Source organism: Peribacillus sp. Aquil_B1, assembly GCF_022603275.1.
Lineage (GTDB): Bacteria > Bacillota > Bacilli > Bacillales > DSM-1321 > Peribacillus.
Genome location: NZ_JAKXEE010000002.1, coordinates 18,526 through 41,288 on the forward strand (window position 1 = coordinate 18,526; position 22,763 = coordinate 41,288).

The 22,763-nt window shown below is 41.5% G+C and carries 19 protein-coding genes; all 19 read right to left on the reverse strand.

Features of this window, described 5'->3' with window-relative positions; genetic code table 11:
* Nucleotides 1–84: 84 nt before the first annotated feature.
* The 19 genes from mutL to MPH60_RS13865 all read right to left on the reverse strand — a co-directional run bounded on the left by mutL (nt 85) and on the right by MPH60_RS13865 (nt 22,715).
* A complete protein-coding gene (mutL, locus tag MPH60_RS13775) occupies nt 85–2,028 on the reverse strand; it encodes a DNA mismatch repair endonuclease MutL (RefSeq protein WP_241591263.1) in 1,944 nt (647 codons plus the stop codon).
* Between the two features lie 22 nt (nt 2,029–2,050).
* Nucleotides 2,051–4,675 carry a DNA mismatch repair protein MutS gene (gene mutS / locus MPH60_RS13780; protein WP_241591262.1) on the reverse strand — a complete coding sequence of 875 codons (2,625 nt, stop codon included), beginning with the start codon at nt 4,673–4,675 and terminating at the stop codon, nt 2,051–2,053.
* Nucleotides 4,676–4,946: 271 nt separating this feature from the next.
* Entirely contained in the window at nt 4,947–5,486 is a 540-nt protein-coding gene (locus MPH60_RS13785; RefSeq protein WP_034313495.1) for an outer spore coat protein CotE, read from the reverse strand.
* A 212-nt stretch (nt 5,487–5,698) separates the two neighbouring features.
* Nucleotides 5,699–6,127, reverse strand: a complete 429-nt coding sequence (locus tag MPH60_RS13790) for a RicAFT regulatory complex protein RicA family protein (RefSeq protein ID WP_101224709.1) — start codon at nt 6,125–6,127, stop codon at nt 5,699–5,701.
* A gap of 1 nt (nt 6,128) precedes the next feature.
* Nucleotides 6,129–7,673, reverse strand: a complete 1,545-nt coding sequence (gene miaB / locus MPH60_RS13795) for a tRNA (N6-isopentenyl adenosine(37)-C2)-methylthiotransferase MiaB (protein ID WP_241591260.1) — start codon at nt 7,671–7,673, stop codon at nt 6,129–6,131.
* A gap of 555 nt (nt 7,674–8,228) precedes the next feature.
* Complete coding sequence (gene tdh / locus MPH60_RS13800; RefSeq protein WP_241591317.1) at nt 8,229–9,269, reverse strand: L-threonine 3-dehydrogenase; 1,041 nt, start codon at nt 9,267–9,269, stop codon at nt 8,229–8,231.
* A 211-nt stretch (nt 9,270–9,480) separates the two neighbouring features.
* Entirely contained in the window at nt 9,481–9,765 is a 285-nt protein-coding gene (locus tag MPH60_RS13805) for a hypothetical protein (protein WP_241591258.1), read from the reverse strand.
* 149 nt (nt 9,766–9,914) lie between these two features.
* Nucleotides 9,915–10,781, reverse strand: a complete 867-nt coding sequence (locus tag MPH60_RS13810; RefSeq protein ID WP_241591256.1) for a 2-oxoacid:ferredoxin oxidoreductase subunit beta — start codon at nt 10,779–10,781, stop codon at nt 9,915–9,917.
* A complete protein-coding gene (locus tag MPH60_RS13815; protein ID WP_101224707.1) occupies nt 10,768–12,525 on the reverse strand; it encodes a 2-oxoacid:acceptor oxidoreductase subunit alpha in 1,758 nt (585 codons plus the stop codon). The genes MPH60_RS13810 and MPH60_RS13815 overlap by 14 nt, the downstream gene beginning before the upstream one ends.
* Before the next feature lie 216 nt (nt 12,526–12,741).
* Entirely contained in the window at nt 12,742–13,677 is a 936-nt protein-coding gene (locus tag MPH60_RS13820) for a dipeptidase (protein WP_405389960.1), read from the reverse strand.
* 133 nt (nt 13,678–13,810) lie between these two features.
* Nucleotides 13,811–14,071 carry a stage V sporulation protein SpoVS gene (spoVS, locus tag MPH60_RS13825; RefSeq protein WP_029281188.1) on the reverse strand — a complete coding sequence of 87 codons (261 nt, stop codon included), beginning with the start codon at nt 14,069–14,071 and terminating at the stop codon, nt 13,811–13,813.
* Nucleotides 14,072–14,245: 174 nt separating this feature from the next.
* Nucleotides 14,246–15,043 carry a TIGR00282 family metallophosphoesterase gene (locus MPH60_RS13830; protein ID WP_241591255.1) on the reverse strand — a complete coding sequence of 266 codons (798 nt, stop codon included), beginning with the start codon at nt 15,041–15,043 and terminating at the stop codon, nt 14,246–14,248.
* A gap of 152 nt (nt 15,044–15,195) precedes the next feature.
* Entirely contained in the window at nt 15,196–16,755 is a 1,560-nt protein-coding gene (gene rny / locus MPH60_RS13835; RefSeq protein ID WP_063231807.1) for a ribonuclease Y, read from the reverse strand.
* Between the two features lie 353 nt (nt 16,756–17,108).
* Entirely contained in the window at nt 17,109–18,155 is a 1,047-nt protein-coding gene (gene recA / locus MPH60_RS13840) for a recombinase RecA (protein WP_101224704.1), read from the reverse strand.
* A 348-nt stretch (nt 18,156–18,503) separates the two neighbouring features.
* A complete protein-coding gene (locus MPH60_RS13845) occupies nt 18,504–19,736 on the reverse strand; it encodes a competence/damage-inducible protein A (RefSeq protein ID WP_241591254.1) in 1,233 nt (410 codons plus the stop codon).
* 23 nt (nt 19,737–19,759) lie between these two features.
* Entirely contained in the window at nt 19,760–20,344 is a 585-nt protein-coding gene (gene pgsA / locus MPH60_RS13850; protein WP_034313524.1) for a CDP-diacylglycerol--glycerol-3-phosphate 3-phosphatidyltransferase, read from the reverse strand.
* A 163-nt stretch (nt 20,345–20,507) separates the two neighbouring features.
* On the reverse strand, nt 20,508–21,416 hold the full coding sequence (locus tag MPH60_RS13855; RefSeq protein WP_336275411.1) for a helix-turn-helix domain-containing protein: 909 nt from the start codon (nt 21,414–21,416) through the stop codon (nt 20,508–20,510).
* An 8-nt stretch (nt 21,417–21,424) separates the two neighbouring features.
* Nucleotides 21,425–22,216 (reverse strand): DUF3388 domain-containing protein, encoded by a 792-nt coding sequence (locus tag MPH60_RS13860; RefSeq protein ID WP_034313530.1) that lies wholly within the window; start codon nt 22,214–22,216, stop codon nt 21,425–21,427.
* A gap of 241 nt (nt 22,217–22,457) precedes the next feature.
* Nucleotides 22,458–22,715 carry a DUF3243 domain-containing protein gene (locus MPH60_RS13865; RefSeq protein WP_241591251.1) on the reverse strand — a complete coding sequence of 86 codons (258 nt, stop codon included), beginning with the start codon at nt 22,713–22,715 and terminating at the stop codon, nt 22,458–22,460.
* Nucleotides 22,716–22,763: the final 48 nt, after the last annotated feature.

Consider the following 22,763-nt stretch of genomic DNA (forward strand, 5'->3'; position numbering starts at 1 on the left):
TCCAGCAAGGACCAATAAATGTGGTCCTTTAACTAAAAAAGCAATGGAGAACTCCATTACTTATGGGTTCTCCATTGCTTTTAATTACATGATCCGCTTAAACATTTTCTCCATTTCATAAATGGAATAAGAGATGATGATAGGTCTTCCATGCGGGCATGTGAAGGGATCGGTTGTCCGCCTTAGTTCATCCAACAGCGCTTGGATTTCATCATTGCGCAGATGGCGGTTTGCCTTTATGGAGGCTTTACAGCTCATCATGATAGCTGCTTCCTCGCGCAATTTTTTGATGTCGACCTTTTTCATCGAGAGCAATTGTTCAATCATTTCTTCAAGGATTTCCTGTTCAATTCCCTTAGGGAACCATTGTGGATGCGATCGGACAATATAGGCGTTGTAGCCAAATTCCTCTAAATAGACGCCGACTTTTTCCAACTCATGCCGATATTCATTTATCCGGATACATTGGTCTGTTGAAAATTCTAGGGTGATGGGAACTAGCATGTCCTGTAGCTCGTTTTCAACACGCCCGACCTTCTCTTTAAAATATTCGTATTTGATCCGTTCCTGGGCAGCATGCTGGTCTATGATATATAAACCTTTTTCGTTTTGGGCGAAAATATATGTTCCATGCATTTGCCCAATCGGGTACATGGGAGGAATGCGGTTGGCATGTTCATTCGCCTCGATTTCTTCCTCTTGTTCGACAGTGTAGGTGGTATACTTTTCAGCTGACTCGAAATATGGTTTGCTTTCATCATCTTGGAAGACCGGTACATAGACATCTTCCATTTGCTGCTGTTGTTCATGGCTATAGATTATTTCCTTAACTGGTTCAAAGTTAAAATCTTCATTATGATCACCATAACTCTTTTGTTCCTGCTTTTCCCGAATCAATTTATCCTTCAAGAGTGAAGCTTCTTTCTTGGCTTCTTCAAGGACCCGCTTGCCGCTTTCCACAACATGGTCCAATTCCAGAGTAGTTTGCTCACTTTTCACCTGTTCCGGCTTTGCTGCAGGTGTATATCCACTTGGAATTAGAGACATCTTTTTAAACGAAGATTTGATCGTTTCCGATACAAGACTGAACAATTCCTGTTCCTTGCTGAGTCTTACCTCCATTTTGGACGGATGTACATTGACATCGACAAGAATCGGGTCCATTTCAATATTCAACAATGCAATTGGAAAACGCCCTATTGGTAGAAGGGTATGGTAACCATCCAATATTGCTTTCACGAGCGCGTAGTTTTTAATGAAGCGGCCGTTTATCATGGTTGAAATATAATTCCTTGAAGCCCGGGTGACTTCGGGCATGACGATATATCCGGTTAATTTGAAGTCCAGTGAGCTTGCCTGAACCGGAATCATCTTTTTGGCAATATTCGTCCCATAGATTGCGGCTAGCACCTGCCTGACATCGCCGTTACCATTCGTATGCAGGATACGCTTCTCATTGTGTGTTAACCGTATAGAAACATCCGGGTGCGAAAGTGCGAGCCTGTTAGCGACATCCGTGATATTTCCTAGCTCGGTATGAATGGTTTTCATATATTTCAACCTTGCAGGAGTATTATAAAACAAGTCGGAAACAAGGATATCCGTTCCTTTACGGCTGGATGAAGCCTCAAGTTCCTTGACCATGCCGCCTTCAAGAAGTATGCGCGTTCCTACACCTTCGCCAGTGCTGCTTTTCATTTCAAAACGGGAAACTGAGGCAATACTGGGCATTGCTTCACCGCGGAAGCCGAGTGTTCGGATTCGGAAGAGATCATTTTCATCTTTTATTTTACTTGTGGCGTGACGTTTAAATGCCGCTTCTATGTCATCAGCCAAAATCCCATCGCCATTATCCACGATCCTAATGGAACCGAGTCCCGCCTCCACCAATTCAATCTCTATAATGGTGCTGTTTGCATCTATTGCGTTTTCCACAAGTTCCTTAACGACTGAGGCTGGGCGTTCAACAACTTCGCCAGCTGCGATTTTATTAGATAAAGCCTCGTCGAGCTGTATGATTTTCCCCATTTTTATCGCCTCGCTTTAATTCTCATTTAAGTTTCTTTTGTAACTTATAAAGGGTATTCATCGCCTCAAGCGGCGTCATTTCAAGGATATCCAGTGATTTTATGTCATCGAGCACCTTTTTTTCCTTAGGGGAGGAATTCATTTTCCCTTTAGGAGCCTCTTCCCCGAAGAAGGAAAGCTGTGCCTCATTGACGGATATTACCGGGGCGACTTCGGCAATAGGTGCTTTTACAGCAGCAGGCTGTTCAGGCATCTCCTTTGCCTGTCCATTTTCATTTTCCAGCTGGGCTAAAATAGCGGCCGCCCGATCTATTAACTGCTCCGGTAAATCAGCTAGCTTTGCCACATGAATCCCATAGCTTTTATCTGCTGGACCTTCTTTAATTTTATGAAGGAAAACGACATTTCCATTTTGCTCAATGGCACTGACATGGATATTTTTCAATTTTGGCAGTTCTGCTGACAGCACTGTCAATTCGTGATAATGAGTCGAAAAGAGAGTCTTTGCCCCAATTTCCTCATGAATATATTCAATGATGGCCTGGGCAAGCGCCATTCCATCATATGTTGATGTTCCCCGCCCGATCTCATCAAATAATATCAAACTGTTTTCTGTCGCATTCATGATGGCATTTCTAGCTTCAAGCATCTCGACCATGAATGTACTTTGACCGGAAATCAAATCATCTGCCGCGCCAATCCTAGTAAATACCTTATCAAAAATAGGCAATTCAGCTATACTTGCGGATACGAAGCATCCAATTTGCGCTAGAATCGATGTTAGCGCTATCTGACGCATATACGTACTTTTACCCGACATATTGGGTCCTGTGATCAAGAGTAACTCCCGGTCTCCATCCATGAAGCAGTCATTCGGGACATACTCCTGTGATTGAAGGACTTTCTCGACAACTGGATGCCGGCCTTCCTTCAGTACGATCCTTCGATCATCAGAAAAGACAGGCTTCACATAATGGCGTTCTTCGCTAATTGTCGCAAAGCACTGCAAGACATCCAGTTCACTTACACCTTTCGCTAAATCCTGTAAGCGTGGGATATAGCTTTTGACCTCTTCACGAAGATTGAGGAATAGGTCATATTCCAAACTGATGCTTTTTTCTTCTGCTTGTAAAATCAAAGCTTCCTTTTCTTTCAACTCAGGTGTGATATAACGTTCGGCATTCGTTAAAGTTTGCTTCCGTTCATAACGGCCTTCTTCAAGCAGATGCAAATTGGCTCGTGTGACTTCAATATAATAGCCAAAAACACGATTATATCCGATTTTCAATGATTTGATCCCTGTGCGTTCCCGCTCTTCCCGTTCAAGCTGTGCAATCCAAGTTTTCCCGTTTCTGCTGGCATCTCTGTATGTATCCAGCTCCTTATGGAAACCGTCCTGAATGATATTTCCTTCCTTCACGGACAATGGCGGGTTTTCTACAAGCGAAGTTTCAAGCAAATCCGTCACTTCTTCGCAAGGATCCAATTTATCGGCCAGAATTGAAATATCCTGATTTGAAGCCATTGACTTCACGATTTCCCGAATGATCGGCACCTGTTGCAATGAACGTTTCAGTTGGATCAAGTCCCGAGCGTTTACATTCCCGAAGGCCACCCTTCCGGCAAGCCGCTCCAAGTCGTACACTTCCTTCAGTCGTTCACGTAAGTCCTGCCGTTCGAAGTATTGATTTTTTAGGGTTTCAACAAGGCATTGTCTCCGCTCGATCTGTTTTTTATTAATGAGCGGTCTATCAATCCATTGTTTCAACATTCTTCCGCCCATGGCTGTTTTCGTTTCATCAAGCAGCCATAATAACGAGCCTTTTTTACCTTTGGAACGAATGGTTTCAGTTAATTCCAAATTACGTTTGCTATAATAATCAATTTTCATATATTGAGATGTTTCATATGCAAGCACTGGCTGTAAATGATCCAGGCTGCGTTTTTGGGTACGGTATAGATAATTCAATAAACGCGAAGTCGTCGTCGCCAGTTTCTGGTCTTTTAACAGATGAAGCAGTGCAACGAATGACTCGCTTTGATCCAAATTATTTTCTAGGGATAGAGCGGCAGCGCCCCGTTCTTGCAGCTTTTTTTTCCATTCTTCATTGAAATCCTCAGCAATGACCACTTCACTTGCACCAAGGATGGCAAATTCATTCAGAACTTCCTCGAAACTCTCAATTAAAGTGACCTTATTTTCCCCTGTCGATAAATCATTGTATCCAAAGCCAAACTGACCATCCGTAAAATAAGTGATCGTAGCAATATAATTATTTTCCTTTTCACGAAGACCCTTACTATCCATTTTCGTTCCCGGAGTAATCAGCTGGACAACTTCCCTGCGTACCACGCCTTTGGCTTGCTTCGGATCTTCGGTTTGTTCACAAATAGCTACTTTAAAACCTTTTTCTATCAATATATCAATATAATTAGCAGCCGAGTGATACGGAATGCCGCACATCGGAATTCGCTCTTCACTACCGCCTTCTCGACTTGTTAATGTGATTTCGAGCTCTTGAGATGCATTCAGCGCATCTTCAAAAAACATTTCATAAAAATCGCCTAAACGAAAAAATAAAAAGGCATCCTGATACTCTGCCTTAATTTTTAAATATTGCTGTATCATCGGAGTATATCCAGCCATTCCTTCAAAACCTTTCCAAACTATAATCTATTACACATTTATGTCCTTCATTATAACATACGGGAAAGCAACATTGCCTGTATTCGAAATTGCATGGTAAATCAATTATCCTTTAATTTGTAGCTAGCTGTATCTGCAAAGCCATATGCACGGATATAGTAACATTGCATTCCTATTTTTTTCTCATAGCCAGGCCTGCAAAGGACTTGTCCCGCTTCAAATTAAATAAAACCGGATGAAGGGAATGTCATCCGGTATTAATTTCTATATTCTATTCGTCTTCGAATTCATCAAGGAAATCCGGATCTAAATCTTCGAAATCCTCATCATCGAAATCAGAGCCCCAGTCATCCTCACAGCGGCCATCTGGACTTACAGCGACACAAATTTTCGTTTCGCCGACGACTTCCACAAAGAATTCCCTTTCCACATGGACAATGATTTTTTGTCCACATGGGGAGATGCAAGCTTCTAAACAATTCGGCTGTTGGACAGCTTTTGCAACGATTTCATGGTCATCAAGACAATCGGGATCACGGTATTTCAGCGAAATAACGTCGGTATATTGCACTTTTTCAGTTACAACTTCCGTCTTCGAATTTTGGTTATAGGAATACCAGACGTTGATTTCGTAGCTGCCGTGAATTTCTACCTTTTTGCCGACTTTCTTTGCATCGTATTTATGGTTGATGATCCAACAACCTAGAATGCTAGAAGGATGATGAGCCGGGCAAATGGTGTGAGAGGACTTTGTGAATTTGCGTCCTTTTGCCACCACCGCTTTAGTAATTATCTCTCTATATTGTGACATGCTAGCGAACCCTCCTCATACAGTTTCCATTCATCCTATGCGTGGTAAAAGTCTAGTGTGCGTAGAATTTTAATTGTTTGAAAACTGCTGTAATGTTTTAAACCTAGGTTATTTTATGCGCATGTTTTGGGATATGTGTCACGAATGGGCACTGTATAAGGATTTCTGCATCTAAAAAAAGCCCTTCTGAAATCAGAAGGGCTTTTTGATATTCATGAACAGCTTCCGCCGCCTGCTTGTACCTTTGAACCTGTCTCACCGCGAAGGACGTCACCCTCAGTCGATTCAATGATCAGGTCCGTCACCTTATTCGATACCTGTGAGGAAACCATTTGTAAAAGGTCATTTACATCCACTTGGGATTGTTTGAATTCTTGCACGATCGGAAGTTCATCCAATTGTTTTTCCAGTGCATCAATTTTGGCCTGTACTTGACTGTATGCTTTCTCTTTGCCGTAATGCTGGAAGTTTACAGCCTGTTTTTGTAAGCTCTTGATGCTGGCGATCATTTCACGGATTTTTTGATTTTCATTGATGTGAGCTTCTGCCCGTTTAAAGAAATCGACTTCTTCCGTGCTTGCGATCATTTCAGCAAGCTCGGCAGCTTTGTTCAGAATGTCATCTTTAGTATATTTCGTCATATTACTCCACCTCAATCGCCGTTGCTTCTTCAACCATATCCCCATTCAGTGACCATGTTTTCGTTCCGGTGATTTTCACTTTTACGATTTGGCCAATGGCGGATTTTGGTCCTTTGAAGTTCACGAGCTTATTTTTCGTTGTATAACCTGCTAATACTTCCGCATTCTTCTTGCTCTCGCCTTCAACGAGCACTTCAACAATCTGCCCATCATACTCCTTCATTTTCAATGCACACGTTTCATTGACAAGGGCGTTCAAGCGTTGCAGACGTTCCTTTTTCACTTCCATTGGTACATTATCCTGCATTTTCGCAGCCGGTGTTCCCTCACGTGGTGAATAGATGTAAGTATATGCCGCATCGAAACCAACTTCACGGTATAATGACATCGTTTCTTCAAAGTGCTCTTCCGTTTCATTCGGATAGCCTACAATGATGTCAGTGGTTAGCGATGCACCTGGGATAGCTTCCTTGATTTTTTTTACTAGCTCTAAATATTGTTCACGTGTATATTTACGGGCCATGATTTTAAGTGTGTCCGTACTTCCCGATTGAACTGGAAGATGGATATGGTCAACGAGATTACCGCCCTTCGCCAATACTTCAATCAAGTGATCATCGAAATCACGGGGATGGCTTGTCGTAAAACGAATACGCGGAATATCGATTTTGCGGATTTCATCCATCAAATCACCGAAACGGTATTCGATATCCGTAAAATCTTTACCATAAGCATTCACATTCTGTCCAAGCAGGGTTATTTCCTTGTAACCCTGTGCCGCTAAATGACGGACTTCCTGTATGATATCTCCAGGCCTGCGGCTTCTTTCTTTCCCTCTTGTGTACGGTACGATGCAGTATGTACAAAACTTATCGCAGCCATACATGATATTGACCCATGCCTTTGTTTTTCCTTTACGCACTTTCGGAAGGTTCTCGATTACATCACCTTCTTTAGACCAAACCTCAATGACCATTTCCTTGGAAAGATAAGCTTCATTAAGAATTTGCGGCAGGCGGTGGATATTATGCGTTCCGAAAATCATATCTACAAAATGGTGCTTCTCTAGAATCCGCTTTACAACTGACTCCTCTTGTGACATACATCCGCAAACCCCAAGCAATAGATCAGGCTTTTCCAATTTCAATGATTTTAAATGCCCCAATTCACCGAACACTTTATTCTCTGCGCCTTCCCGAATCGCACAAGTGTTAAGTAAAATGACGTTAGCATCATCCACCGTGTCTGTCGGCTGATAACCAAGTGCCATAAAGATGCCCGCCATGACTTCTGTATCATGTTCGTTCATTTGACAGCCATAAGTACGAATGTAAAACTTTTTACCTTCTCCCATTCCACGGAAAACTTCAGGAATGGCAAAGTCATCATGATATTCTACTTCTTCTTTGCCTCGCTTTTTCGCATCTTTTAAGGAAGGCGGAATATAAACGGCTTGAAAGTACTTACTGAAGTCCTTTTCGGATTTTTTGTCCGCTGGATTCTCAGCCTGTACTTGTTGTGATTCTAATCGTTGTTTCTCGTTCATAGTTAATCTCCTTTCAAAATAGTTAGTTTATTTCTTTCACCAACTATTTCAAGACCTATCTTCTAATGGTTTTATACGGATTCCTTTTTAGGAATTACCAGTAAATATTTGCTTTTAAGTGTGATATATCCACATTATTATAGTATAAAGCTTTTAACAGCAAGAAACAATCATTCTGACATGGCTTCTTTAATTGTAAGAAATTTTTCACAAATACAGAAAATAAGAACATGAAAGAAGAGGCTAAAACGAAATTAGCCCCTTCTTATTAAAATGATAGGATTATACTATTCCTCACAGCCATTTCTAATGCAGATCATGACTTTACTCGTGAATTTGAGCGATTTACTCGTGAGTTTGGGCACTTTACTCGTAAAAATGAGCGATTTACCCGTGAGTTTAGGCACTTTACTCGTGAATTCGAGCTATTTACTCGTGAGTTTGGGCACTTTACTCGTGAAATTGGGCACACTACTCGTGAATTTGAGCGATTTACTCGTGAGTTTGGGCACTTTACTCGTGAAATTGCTTTTTACTCGTAAACCTTCTCACTCTTTAAGGTATTAGGAGAACCTTACCACACTGACCTTTGATCATCAGTTCAAATCCCTTTTCAAAATCGCTTAGTGGAAAACGGTGGGTAATCATTGGTTTTACATCAACCTTGCCGCTTTCAAGCAGGCTTGAAACCTGTTGCCAGGTTGAAAACATCTTCCTTCCTGTTATTCCTTGGACAGTAAGGCCCTTGAATACTATATCCTCCGTTATATTAAGCGTGACGGGCTTAGACGGCAGACTTAGAATGGATATTCTTCCACCATTCGTCGCCATCTTAAACCCTTGTTGGATAGCTGCCGGATTACCGCTCATTTCGCAAATGACATCCACCCCATCCCCACTTGTGAGGCTTTTCATTATTTTCAATGAATCCTGTTTAATTGAATGAATGAGGTCTGTAGCACCCATCTTTTGGGCCAGCTGCAGTCGATAATCATTAATATCAAGAGCGATTACTTTATCAGCACCTGCGGCCTTTGCTACTGCAATCGCCATCAGCCCAATTGGACCACAGCCGATTATTGCCACCGTTTTACCCAGCACCTCGCCAGCTAGCACGGAATGGACTGCATTGCCCATCGGTTCTTGTATGGTAGCCATATCAAGTGGCATATCACTTGGATTTTTCCATAAATTTTTGGCGGGGAGAGCTATATACTCTGCAAAGCATCCTTGTTTATCGACACCGATAATGTTTGTTTGTTTACAAATATGGAATTGCCCGGTTAAACACTGCCTGCATGTACCGCAAACGATATGTGTTTCTGCAGATACGCAATCACCAACCGAAACATTGCTTACACTTGCCCCTATCTCCATTACTTCCCCAGCAAATTCGTGCCCAAATACGTATGGTGGATTCACTCTTCCCTGCGACCATTCATCCCAGGCGAAAATATGAATATCCGTTCCACATATCGAAGTCATTTTCACTCGAATCAATACTTCGTCATCACGAATATCCGGAATATCGACATTTTGTAATTGAGCCCCATAACCTCGATGGTGTTTGACGACGGCTTTCATTTTCCCTCTCAACATGTACACTCCCCCTGAACTAGGGCTGCTACTTTCATCTACCTTAATATGTAAAGATATGAAAAACTAAATAAAAAAATACCATAAACGCTTTTGTATCGGCTGGGGAATTCGTACATTTTTGTTAAATGGGTCATGTTTCTATAGCATCTTGTCCGCTCTCGAATAAGATATCTTGTAAAACAAAAATTATTAAGGAGTGACTTATATGTCATGTGGATGCAATAATCACGATCATCACGATCGGGACAGAGATAACGATAGAATCGCAAACAATTTTTGTCGTGCTGTGAGAGGCTGTAATAGGCGTGACCGTGACCGCGATCACCATCACGATTGCGATCACCACCACGATCGGGATCGGGATCGGGATCGGGATCGGGATCGGGACAACGATAGAATCGCAGACAATTTTTGTCGTGCTGTGAGAGGCTGTAATAGGCGCGACCGCGACCGCGACCGTGATCGCGACCGTGATCGGGACCGCCATTGTCACAGAAGGAACCGTTGCAATATCTTCGGCTGTGGATGCAATAACGGTTGGTGGTAAGCTAATTTAGAGAGTATAGTGATTCTCTCTACTTGAGCTTTCCAATTAGTCACAAAAAAGGTTCACCCCATCTTAAGGGGTGAACCTTTTACCTTTTACATAAATTCAGCGACAAGCTTATCAAAGTGCGCTTGATCAAGAGTCAAATCTGATTTATTTAACGCTTTTTCAGCATAACCTGGCACTAATTCCTGGTACGAAGGGCGCGAAGAGTCTTGATAAATAATCCCTGTCACAAGGCTGTCATGCTGCATCAAAGTCTGCATGGCCTGTTCTTTATTTGATGAATCATAGCCTTCAATCGTGTTCAACTTAGTCAAGTTTTGTTTAAACCAATCATACGTATTGATTTTATTGTATGTTACGCAAGGAGAGAAAACATTGATAAATGAGAACCCTTTATGGTTTATCCCTGCTTCAATGATCGCCGTCAGGTCTTTCAAGTCTGTGGAAAAGCTTTGGGCGACAAACGTAGCGCCAGCTGATAATGCTAATTCCATAGGTGAAATAGCCTGTTCTATTGATCCTTCTGGAGTGGATTTCGTTTTAAATCCAGCAGCGGACCTCGGAGAAGTCTGGCCTTTTGTCAATCCATATATTTGGTTATCCATGACAATATACGTAATGTCGATATTACGGCGGATTGCATGGATGGTGTGTCCCATCCCGATTGCAAAGCCATCTCCGTCTCCGCCTGAAGCTATGACGGTCAATTCACGATTGGCCATTTTTACGCCTTGGGCAATTGGCAGTGAGCGGCCATGGATGCCGTGGAAACCATATGACTTGATGTAACCGGAAATACGCCCTGAACAGCCGATACCGGAAACAACAGCCAAATTCTCCGGCTCCAATCCCACATTCGCTGCCGCACGCTGCATGGCAGCCTGAACGGAGAAATCTCCGCAGCCAGGACACCAGTTAGGTTTTACATCATTCCGAAACTCTTTAAACGTTGCCATATTCGAACATCTCCTTGCATTGTGTGTGAATTTCATGCGGGAGGAATGGATTGCCATCATATTTTAGGATGCTTTTAATTTTATTAACATGTCCGACATTCATCTTGATGATATTAGCCAATTGTCCAGTCGCATTATTTTCAATAACTACTACTTTCTTAGCACTTTGCACCAATGATAGGACTTCATCAGCTGGGAAAGGATGAATCAAACGGATTTGCGCATGATTCACTTTCATTCCATCCGTTTCTAACCGGCCGATCGCTTCATCAATCGTCCCGCGTGTTGAGTTAAAGCCAAGAATTAATAAATCCGCTTCTTCATGCGGTGTGTTTTTGTATACTGGTGTTTGGAATGTGTTAGTTAAATTATTCAGCTTACGCATCCGTTTATCCATTTGCAATTTACGATTCAAAGCCGTCTCGGAAGGTCTTCCCGTTTCATCATGTTCAACACCAGTAACATGGTGAATTCCATTTTTCATCCCAGGCACCACACGCGGTGAGACTCCGTCTTCCGTTACTTCATAACGCTTGAAATAAGATTTGTCTTCAGCCTCTTCAATTTCAAAGTCCACCAATTTACCGCGTCTTATCTCCACTTTGCCGTAATCAAGCGGCTGAACCGTTTGTTTACCTAATGATAGCTGTAAGTCGGATAGAACGATAACTGGACATTGATATTCCTCTGCAAGGTTGAATGCTTCCGCCGTATCATAAAATGCTTCCTCAACCGTACTCGGAGCCATGACGATTTTAGGTATTTCACCATGTGTACCATAAATCATGGCCATTAAATCGGATTGCTCCTGTTTTGTAGGAAGTCCCGTAGATGGACCGCCACGTTGAGTATCGACGATGACAATTGGCGTTTCGGTAATGCCCGCTAAACCAATCGCTTCCATTTTCAAGGAAAGTCCAGGTCCAGCTGATGCTGTGATGGCACGTACGCCGCCATAGTTTGCACCGATTGCCATTGTAGCCGCCGCGATTTCATCTTCAGTCTGGATGACCGTTCCGCCAAATTGAGGAAGTTTTTTTATTAAGTATTCCATAATTTCCGAGGCAGGAGTAATCGGGTAAGCTGCCATAAAGCGGCAACCGCCTGCAACTGCACCTAAAGCGATAGCATCGTTTCCAATCATGAACATTCGTTTTTGACCGTCTGCCTTTTCCAGCTCCATGGCGCCCAGTTTTTCTCCAAGCAACACTTCCATCGCCTTATAGCCAGCAGTGATGGCATCCATATTCTTCTTAACGATTTCTTCACCCTTACGGCCGAATATTTCATCAACCACATCGTTGAATACGGAAATTTCCATTCCTAGAACAGCACATGTCGCACCGATGGCGACCATATTTTTCATTAATGATGTTCCTAATTCGGCTGCTATTTCCGTAAAAGGAACAATATATAATTCTGCCTTTGTATCTTCTGGGCAGACAGGTTTGAATTTTGCATCTGCAATTATGATGCCACCCTCATGTAATTCTTTATAATTGACGTCAATTGTTTCTTGGTCAAAAGCAACTAAGATGTCTAAATCATCAGAGATAGCACGAGTTTCCGTAGTACTAACACGAATTTTGTTATTCGTGTGTCCACCCTTGATTCGGGATGAGAAATGACGGTAGCCATACAAGTAATAACCTAAGCGATTGAGGGCAATACAGAAAATTTCTCCTGTACTTTCAATACCTTCACCTTGTTGTCCGCCAACTTTCCATGAAAGTTGATTGATCATGTCTTACACTCCTTTAGGACGTTCGTATATAAATGCATTTAACCGCACCTCTCTTCAGAACATTCAACTATGTAAAATTATCGTTCTATTTTAGGAAAGGTGTACTAAACGCTTTCAATTCTATCGGTTAAATCAACAAATTGCAACCTTTTTGCTTTTATTTTTTATATTTTCAGAATATTTATTCATATCTATATAGTAAGAATTGAAAATCACTTAAGATATTTCCTTTTCTAGCGGAAAATTACGAGTGAAATTATCAAAAAGGAGACCTTTAACAAACTCACTGGAATAAAGCCTGTTCAGTTCATTGATTAAGTTATGATAATCCTTATATGACATTAAATTTTCTACCATTTGATCGATTCCATCGAAGTCAGACCCTAATCCAATTTGTCTTTCCCCTCCCAAACTGCATATATGCTCAATATGTTTCAGGATATCCTTGATCGCAGCCGATTCACCATTTGCCAGAAATTGCGGGACAAAGGTTACGCCGATCACACCATTTTTCTGCAAAAGGGCTTTTATCTGCCCGTCTTTTAAATTTCGCGGATGCGGACAAAGATGGTAAGCATTCGAATGGGAGGCAATTGGGAATTTCGCCAAATTTAAGGTGTCCCAAAATCCAGCTTCGGATAAATGGGATAAATCGCACCAAATCGACTTCTCATTCAATTGCGCGACCACCTCGGTTCCAAACCCTGTCAAGCCGCCCCCTCTTGTTTCTAATGCCCCATCCGCTACCAAGTTAGCGTAATTCCAAGTAAGGCCTACGGAGGACACTCCAAGATGAATAAGGGTTTTCAGCTTCAACAAATCATTCCCTATGCAATCGCACCCCTCCAAAGTTAGCATTGCACCTATTTCCTTTTCTTTTAAGGATTCGATGTCTGCCTTGGTCTTTATAAATTTCATTTCCGGCTCCGATAAAATCTTTTCATGAAAAATATCGACCATGGCCAAAGCCGCTTGAAATCTCATATCAGGGTGGACTTTTTCAGGAATATATATTGCAAAACATTGGACCTTTCCCCCTTCATCCAATAATCCCCGCTTTGTTATATGTAACTTATCACTATTCGCAAAAGAAATATCCGGATCGATGAACATCTTCATCAGTACATCACAATGGGCATCAAAAATCGCCAATGTAATCCCCCTTCCTGTGCCTTTTTATGATTCTATACTCCATTATAAAGGGATATGGATTTTTCGTCATTTGGATTTCACGACAAAAAAGAGCCTGCTCGCCATCCGACAAACAGGGCATCCAAACATGGAATTATCTTGGTTCAATGATTAGTTTTATTGCCGTTCGCTCTTCGCCATCAATAAGTATATCTGTAAAGGCAGGAATACAAATCAAGTCAACTCCACTAGGTGCGACAAACCCTCTTGCGATTGCTACTGCCTTGACGGCTTGATTTAACGCACCTGCACCGATGGCTTGAATTTCGGCTGCTCCTCTTTCCCTGAGCACTCCCGCTAGTGCGCCTGCTACAGAATTAGGATTAGATTTTGCTGAAACTTTTAATATTTCCATTCCTAGTCCTCCTTGTTTTCCCTGCCGATTCTAACTTGGCTCAATAGTTATAACACTTTCCACTGCTACTATATTCATCAAGTAAAACTTGTATGACAAAGAAAACCGGGATTGTCCACCATTTATTAATGAATGGAAAAACGGATGGCCAGTTTGACTGTCCATCCGTTCGAATCAATGATAAAAGGGATGATCTTCGTTAATCAGTATTCTTTCTATTTTTTTAGCCTTGCCAGTTTTATCATCCATTTCAAGCAGAATTCCGCTTAATAGGGTCCGCCCCTCTTTTGGCACTTCGAAACGAACCGGAAGGCTGGTTAGGAACCGATGGATGACTGCATCTCTTCCCATACCAAGGATGCCATCATATGGTCCTGTCATGCCTACATCAGATATGTAAGCGGTGCCTCCAGGCAGTATACGGTTATCTGCTGTCTGAACGTGTGTGTGTGTCCCGACAACAGCTGTAACCTTCCCATCCAAGAACCACCCCATAGCCTGCTTTTCACTTGTAGCTTCTCCATGAAAATCGACAAAGATGATTGGTGTCTTTTTTTGAGCCTCTGCCACGAGTTCTTCAGCCTTTTTGAACGGACAATCCAAATCCGGCATGAATGTTCTCGCTTGCAAATTGATGACCGCTATTTCATATTGGTTCAATTTTAAAAATTTCATTCCTTCACCAGGTACCCCGTCTGGAAAGTTCGCTGGACGGACCAGATATTTCGCTTCATCGATAAAATTGAAAATATCACGATTATCCCATGTATGATTTCCCATGGTCACCGCCTGCGCTCCCCACTCTAAAAAACTGCGGTAAATCTTTTCTGTAATCCCCCGGCCACTTGCTGCATTCTCGCCATTGATGACCGTTATGTGCGGGCGATACTTTTCTTTTAACTTAGGAAGGTATTCTTGGACCATGTCACGACCAGGAGATCCCACTACATCTCCAATAAATAGCAATTTCATTGTAAAACCCTTTCTGGAATCATCTAATTATATGAATTATTCAAGTATGTATTGTAACATAATTTGGGGTAATTATAGGAATTACGCTAGACGATTAATATCCGAAAAAGAAAAAACGAAGTGGTTTGCACCACTTCGTCTTTCATTAACGATTATTTAGCGTATTCTACTGCTCTTGTTTCACGGATGACCGTGACTTTTATATGACCAGGGTAATCGAGCTCTTCTTCAATCCTTTTCCGGATATCACGTGCGAGTCGATGGGCCGAAAGATCATCAATTTGTTCTGGTTTCACTAGAATCCGCACTTCTCGTCCGGCTTGAATCGCAAATGATTTTTCCACTCCATCATAGGATTCGGAAATTTCCTCAAGTTTTTCAAGTCTTCTAATGTAATTTTCAAGCGTTTCACTTCTAGCTCCCGGTCTTGCAGCTGATAATGCATCAGCGGCAGCCACAAGCACTGAAATGATGGAAGTTGGTTCCGTATCGCCATGATGTGAAGCGATGCTGTTAATGACAGTTGGGTGCTCTTTATATTTGGTTGCTAATTCAACGCCAATTTCAACGTGACTGCCTTCCACTTCATGATCAATCGCTTTCCCGATATCATGCAATAAACCTGCACGGCGGGCAAGAACTTCATCCTCACCAAGTTCAGCGGCCAGTAAACCTGAAAGCTGTGCCACTTCAATTGAATGTTTAAGTACGTTTTGCCCATAACTGGTACGGAACTTCAAACGTCCTAGTATTTTGATGAGATCTGGATGGAGACCGTGAACGCCAACTTCAAAAGTTGTTTGTTCACCAATTTCACGAATATGTTCATCCACCTCACGTCTTGCTTTGTCAACCATTTCTTCAATGCGGGCCGGATGGATCCGTCCGTCCTGAACAAGTTTCTCAAGAGCCAAGCGTGCCGTTTCCCGTCTAATTGGGTCGAATCCAGATAAAATGACAGCTTCAGGAGTATCATCGATAATAAGGTCAATACCTGTTAGCGTTTCTAACGTCCGGATATTTCGACCTTCACGTCCGATTATCCGTCCTTTCATTTCATCGTTTGGAAGATTTACTACAGAAACGGTGGTTTCTGCAACATGATCAGCCGCACAACGCTGAATGGCAAGAGAAAGAACTTCTTTTGCTTTTTTATCAGCTTCTTCTTTGGCACGGGTATCACTTTCTTTAATCATAAGCGCTACATCGTGAGCAAGCTCGTTTTCCATTCGGTCTATAATGATTGCTTTAGCTTCTTCACGAGTTAAACCGGAAACACGTTCAAGCTCTGTTTGCTGCTTACGAACCGTCTCGTCCACTTTGCTTTCCATCTCTTCAATATGCTGTTGTCTTTGGTTTAGAGAATCTTCTTTTTTCTCCAAAAGGCTTTCACGTTTGTCTAACGTTTCATCCTTGCGGTCCAGATTCTCTTCTCTTTGCAATAACCGATTTTCTTGTTTTTGTAATTCGTTCCTTCTTTCACGGGCTTCCCGATCCGAATCGGCACGAACTTTATGAATTTCATCTTTTGCTTCCAACAAGGCTTCTTTCTTAAGTGCTTCCGCTTCACGTTTTGCATCCTCAAGGATGTGTTCAGCAGAGCCCTTTGCCCCTGCTATTTTACTCTCAAATTTTGATTTGTGAATAAAATAACCAACAACTGCACCGACGATTAGGCCAAGCAAAGTGAAGATGATTGTCATGGGTTCCATCGTTTCACCTCCCCTTGCTATGAACTTTTTACATAAAATGTTGAACTGTCGGCAAGTACATTGCACATAAATTCAATATACAGCACTTAATTTTCAAAATTTTAGTTTGAAAAATTGTAAAATATACATATTAATTGTATAGTTGAGAATTTTTATTGTCAAGCGTTTGTCCCTTATGTATCAATGATTATTCAAGTTTTCTTAATATCAACCATCATAATGTACAGCATTCTTTATGGAAGAAGTCTGTAATTCTGATTTCAATGCCATTTATTCCGCTGAAAATTTCACACTTTTCTCAAAATATATAGAAAAGGCCTAAGCGAACAAGCTTAGGCCTTTTCCAAATACCATTAATCAAGCAATTCAAAATGCTCTTCTGGCTCATTTTCTTCTGGCGGTAATTCATGCTCTCCATCGAGATTATAGTGATCTCTGATTTTCTGAGAAATTTCCTGAGCGATATCCTGATTTTCTTTCAAGAACAGCTTCGCATTTTCGCGGCCTTGTCCGACACGCTCTTCATTGTATGAATACCACGAACCGCTTTTAAGGACGATATCAAGATCTGCACCCATATCGATGATTTCACCTTCCTGGGAAATCCCTTGACCATACATGATGTCAACTTCTGCTTGACGGAATGGTGGAGCAACCTTGTTTTTTACAACTTTGATTTTCGTTTTATTACCGACGATTTCATTACCCTGTTTTAATTGTTCCGCACGGCGCACTTCCAGACGAACAGTTGAATAGAACTTCAATGCCCGGCCTCCCGGAGTCGTTTCTGGATTCCCAAACATAACACCGATTTTTTCACGGACTTGGTTAATGAAAATGGCAATGGTATTTGATTTATTAATGGCACCAGACAGTTTTCTAAGCGCCTGGGACATCATCCGCGCTTGAAGACCCATATGGGAATCTCCCATTTCGCCTTCGATTTCAGCTTTAGGAACAAGTGCTGCTACCGAATCAATGACAATGATATCTACAGCTCCACTTCGAACTAATGCTTCAGCGATCTCCAAGGCCTGTTCACCCGTATCAGGCTGTGAAAGAAGTAAATCATCAATATTCACACCAAGTTTTTCTGAATATGCTGGATCTAAAGCATGCTCTGCATCAATGAATGCAGCCGTGCCGCCAGTCTTTTGTACTTCTGCAATAGCATGTAATGCAACAGTCGTTTTACCGGAGCTTTCAGGTCCATATATCTCAATGACACGGCCTCTTGGATATCCGCCCACTCCCAATGCTACGTCCAATGCTAAAGAACCGCTTGAAATCGTTGAAATCCTACGATCAGACTGTTCCCCAAGTTTCATAATAGAACCTTTACCAAATTGTTTTTCAATTTGTTTTAACGCCATATCTAAAGCCGCTTGACGATCACTCACTCAATTTCCTCCTCTATATTCAAATAATCGGCTGTCCGATTAAAGGTGTACTTACGTTAGCAATTATTCGAGATCAAGGTTTGCATCCTGTCTCAAAACCTATCTTTACTATATACTCTTTTTACTATTTTGCCAAGCAAAAAGTCGAACATTCATTCGTTTTTTTCTTTTGGGACATTCTCTGTAAAAAAGCGTTTTATCTTAAGGAAATCCCCATTTCCTTTCACTTGCTCCCTAAAAAAAACATTTTCATTGAATTAACTTTTTTCTTTTTTTCCCTATTTTCCAAGAAACAAACTTCTTAAACCAAATAAAAAGCAGAGCTGTAAAAAGCTCTGCTTTTAGCGTTTATAAATCCCTTAATAGGTAATGACAGCCGTACTTCACACTCCGAATCCGGTTTTGCGCCCTGCTTCCGGAAAGATTCAACTCCTTGAAATGAGTGTTTCCATCCCGATAGGAAATGCCAATGAATACTGTCCCTACAGGCTTGCCTTCTTGTTCATCCGGACCTGCAACACCCGTAAAGCTTATGCCTACATCCGCATCGAGCTTGCTCCGGACATTAGAGGCCATTTCCATTGCACACTCACCGCTGACCACCCCATGCTCAGATATGGTATGATCGCTGACCCCAAGTACGTTCGACTTCGCATCATTCGTATAGCAGACAATTCCGCCTTTAAAGACTTTACCGGCGCCCGGTATGGTTGTCAGCTGTTCTTGGAACATGCCTCCGGTCAAGCTTTCAGCTGCCGCAATTGAAAGCTTGCGGACCGTTAATTCTTTTACAAGTTCCTTTATTAGCGAAGTATTATCACTTCCATAATGGAACTTACCGACCCTGCTAAGAATTTCTTTTTCCGCTTCTAGAATAAGCTCTTCACATTTTTCTTTAGAAGAGTCTTTAGCTGTAATCCTTAACGTCACTTCCCCTTCGGCTGCAAGCGGAGCAATTGTCGGATTCGTTTGATTGACAAGAAGATCTTCAATCACCGTTTCCAGTTCGGCTTCACCTATACCGTAGAACCGAAGAACCTTGGAATCGATCCGTTCATGCTTTTCCAGTTTATTCATGATCTTTTCATAACCATAACTTAAAAACATCGGTTCCATTTCACTTGGCGGACCAGGGAGAAGCATATATGTAATCCCAGATTTGGACAAGACCATTCCCGGCGCCATGCCATGATCGTTCGCCAATACTTCACTGCCTTCTAAGACAAGGGCTTGCTTTTTGTTGTTTTCCGTCATCGGCCGTTCCCGTTTTTGAAAGTAAGCTTCAATGGATTGCAAAGCTTCATCATTAAAAACGAGCTTTTTCCCTATATGGCGAGCAATCGTTTCTTTCGTTAAATCATCTTTGGTAGGACCGAGTCCACCGGTAAAGACAATCAGGTTCGCCCTCGATTCAGCAATTTCTATTGCTTGTTGTAAACGGCGGTCGTTATCCCCGACCACAGTATGGTAAAAAACGTTGATTCCCATTTCCGCAAACTGCTGCGATAAGAACCTTCCATTAGTGTTATTGATTTGTCCTAAAAGAAGCTCTGAGCCCACTGCAATGATTTCTGCATCCATCTTTTCAAAACCACCATTCGTTTTTACTTTGAATTAACAAATACTTCTTTGTTTTTTATAAAATAATCCAAGCCTGACCAGATTGTAAAGATTAATGCAATCCACAATGCGATATTGGCAAATGGAAGTGAAATGAGGGCAAATGGAAGGTTATGCAGCAATAAAGCCGAAATAGAAACGATTTGTGCCCATGTTTTAATTTTACCAAGCTGGTTCGCTGCAACCACTTCCCCTGTACCCGCTAGCACTAAACGCAAACCGGTGACTGCAAACTCGCGGCTTATGATCACGATGGCGATCCATGATTGACCGTACATTAAATCTAGATCAACCAAAACGATTAAGGCAGCCGAAACCAGAAGCTTATCAGCCAGTGGATCTAAAAATTTCCCTAAATCAGTAATCATATTATATTTTCTGGCAAAATGGCCATCGATCCAATCCGTAGTGGAAGCGATAATAAAGAGGATGGCTCCAGCTAAGTGCGCCACTGGCAAACTGTATTCTCCCCAAGTCAGCGTCCCCCATGAAAAAGGAACGAGCATGATGATTAAAAATACTGGTATTAAACAGATTCTTGCTACTGTAATCTTATTAGGCAGATTCAAAACTTTTACCTCCAAAATTTACGCCTGCCATTCGGGCCTGCGTCTTAGATCTAAAATACGCTTTTATGTATAATTTAACTCAAAATCCAATCTTATATGCCGGGTAATCCATTTCCCGTCGCCTTACTATTATATAGAGCAAAAATAGTCATCTATAAGATGACTATTCGGCTTTCGTAAATTGTATCGTAACCAATTGCGTATTCACTTCAGTCGGTGAAATGGAATACTCCAGCTTCTCATCATTCACATAAATCTCAGTTTCATATGCTCTGCCTATATTGATGACAGCTTCTTTTTCATTGGTGAAATCAATTTCCTGGCTTTTATCCTTTTCGATAGTGCCCTGGAATAGTAATTTACCTTCACCATTTTTTATGCCGACCCATGGTGAGCCTTTTGAGGTCACCTTTAATTTAAAGGTATCGGTATTTTTTAATTCATACGTACTATTTTTACCGCTGGAACTTGTGACGGCAAGTTTTTGCTCTTTCTTTTCATCTTTGACAACTTCATCATCTTCATTCTTCTCATCAGATGAATCCGGTTTTTCTTCATTCTGTTTTTTGTCTGCATTCTCTTTTTCTTCGTTAAAACCATCACTTTTATTATAGCCCACAGCTTCATTCTCTTTAGCGTTCATTTTATCATCATTATCTGGGTTACTCATATAATTCGATACCAGTACCCATATCAAAACGGCCGCACCAATTACTAAAACGACAGCCAGGATCTTAGGTAGCATTTCCACAACCTTTGAATCTCCTGCCGGTATAGTTTTCCGGGATTGGACCCTTGAGAGCTGTTCTGGCAATTCCTCGCTATAGACAGATGGCACTTCACTTTTATATTGTTCAAAAATCTCTTCTGAGTCCAGTCCGACCGCTTCACAATATTGCTTTATGAATGCCCGTACATAGAACTTTCCAGGCATCATGCTGTAATTTCCCTCTTCAATGCCTATAAGGTAACGCTTTTGAATCTTCGTTAATTCCTGCAAATCTTCCAAGCTAAGGCCTTTGGCTTCCCTAGCTTCCTTTAATCGATTACCTAACTCAGTCAAATAAAACACCTGCCATTTTAAAAGTCAAAGGAACCAAAATCGGACCCTGAAAACTGGTCTTTTTGGTCGACAACTTCATATGTTATTTCTTCTTCAGGATTGTTTCGTAATTCAATAATATAATCAAAGTCTTCGAGGGTATACTCTGTATTTTGGACAAAAACATCCGGATGTTCGATTACTTTGACAGCATCAAGCCTCATTATTTCGCGAATTAACTGCCAATGACGCTCATTTGCACGGCGAGTGGAAACAATTCCATCCAAAATGAACAAATTATCATTATTATATTCATCCTCAATAAGCTGACTGCGGATAGTCTGCTTTAAAAGGGTAGATGACACAAACAACCATCTCTTATTAGCACATACACTCGAGGCTACGATGGATTCAGTTTTCCCGACACGAGGCATCCCTCGTATTCCAATCAATTTATGACCTTCCTGTTTAAACAGCTCGGCCAGGAAATCGACAAGCAAGCCCAGTTCATCACGGACAAACCTAAAGGTGTTTTTCTCATCGGCATCGCGCTGAATATAACGTCCATGCCTGACTGCGAGGCGATCACGCAATTTAGGTTCCCTCAGCTTAATGACCTTTATCGTATCCATCGTACGGAGAATTGACTCGAATCTTTCTATATTACGGCTGTCTTTCGCCAACAAAAGTAAACCACGCCTGCCTTCATCGACCCCATTAATGGTGATGATATTAATGGAAAGCATACCCAGAAGGGATGAAATATCCCCTAATAAACCAGGACGGTTGACTTGGATTTCATATTCAAAATACCATTCTTTATTATCCACGATAACACTCCTTAAGCCTAAAAGCTTTCACCCTATTTAGGGGCAAAAAACTTATCCATCGTAAATTTCAAGGTCTGAACACTTTTTTATTAATTGTCTAGCTTCTATAATATAGCATTTCGTGATAAGTTAAAAGGAAAAACCCTAGAAAAATATTCATTTTTATATAAGAAGATAAATAATCATCCACTTAAATCCAAAAGGCCCTGTTAATTTATAACAGGGCCTTTTGAGGGATATTTTACTTCGTTCCATTGTTCTCGACTAACTTGACCATGACACTTGCCATGGCGTGTTTTTCTTCATCGCTTGCAACTGACCAAAGATCAGCAAGCACTTTCTCTTGATCATTCTGGGGCTCAACCTGATTAGCCAGGTAATCACCGATTTCGAAAGCCAAGTTGTTAACAGCGCCTTCTGACAAGCCTTGTTGTTCACCTTGATGTAATCTGTCGCCTAAAAAGTTTTTCCATTGATCCCAATTGTCCAGTACAGACATGAATGGTCACCCTTTCCTTCAAAATAGTACATAGTTATTTTGTGAAGG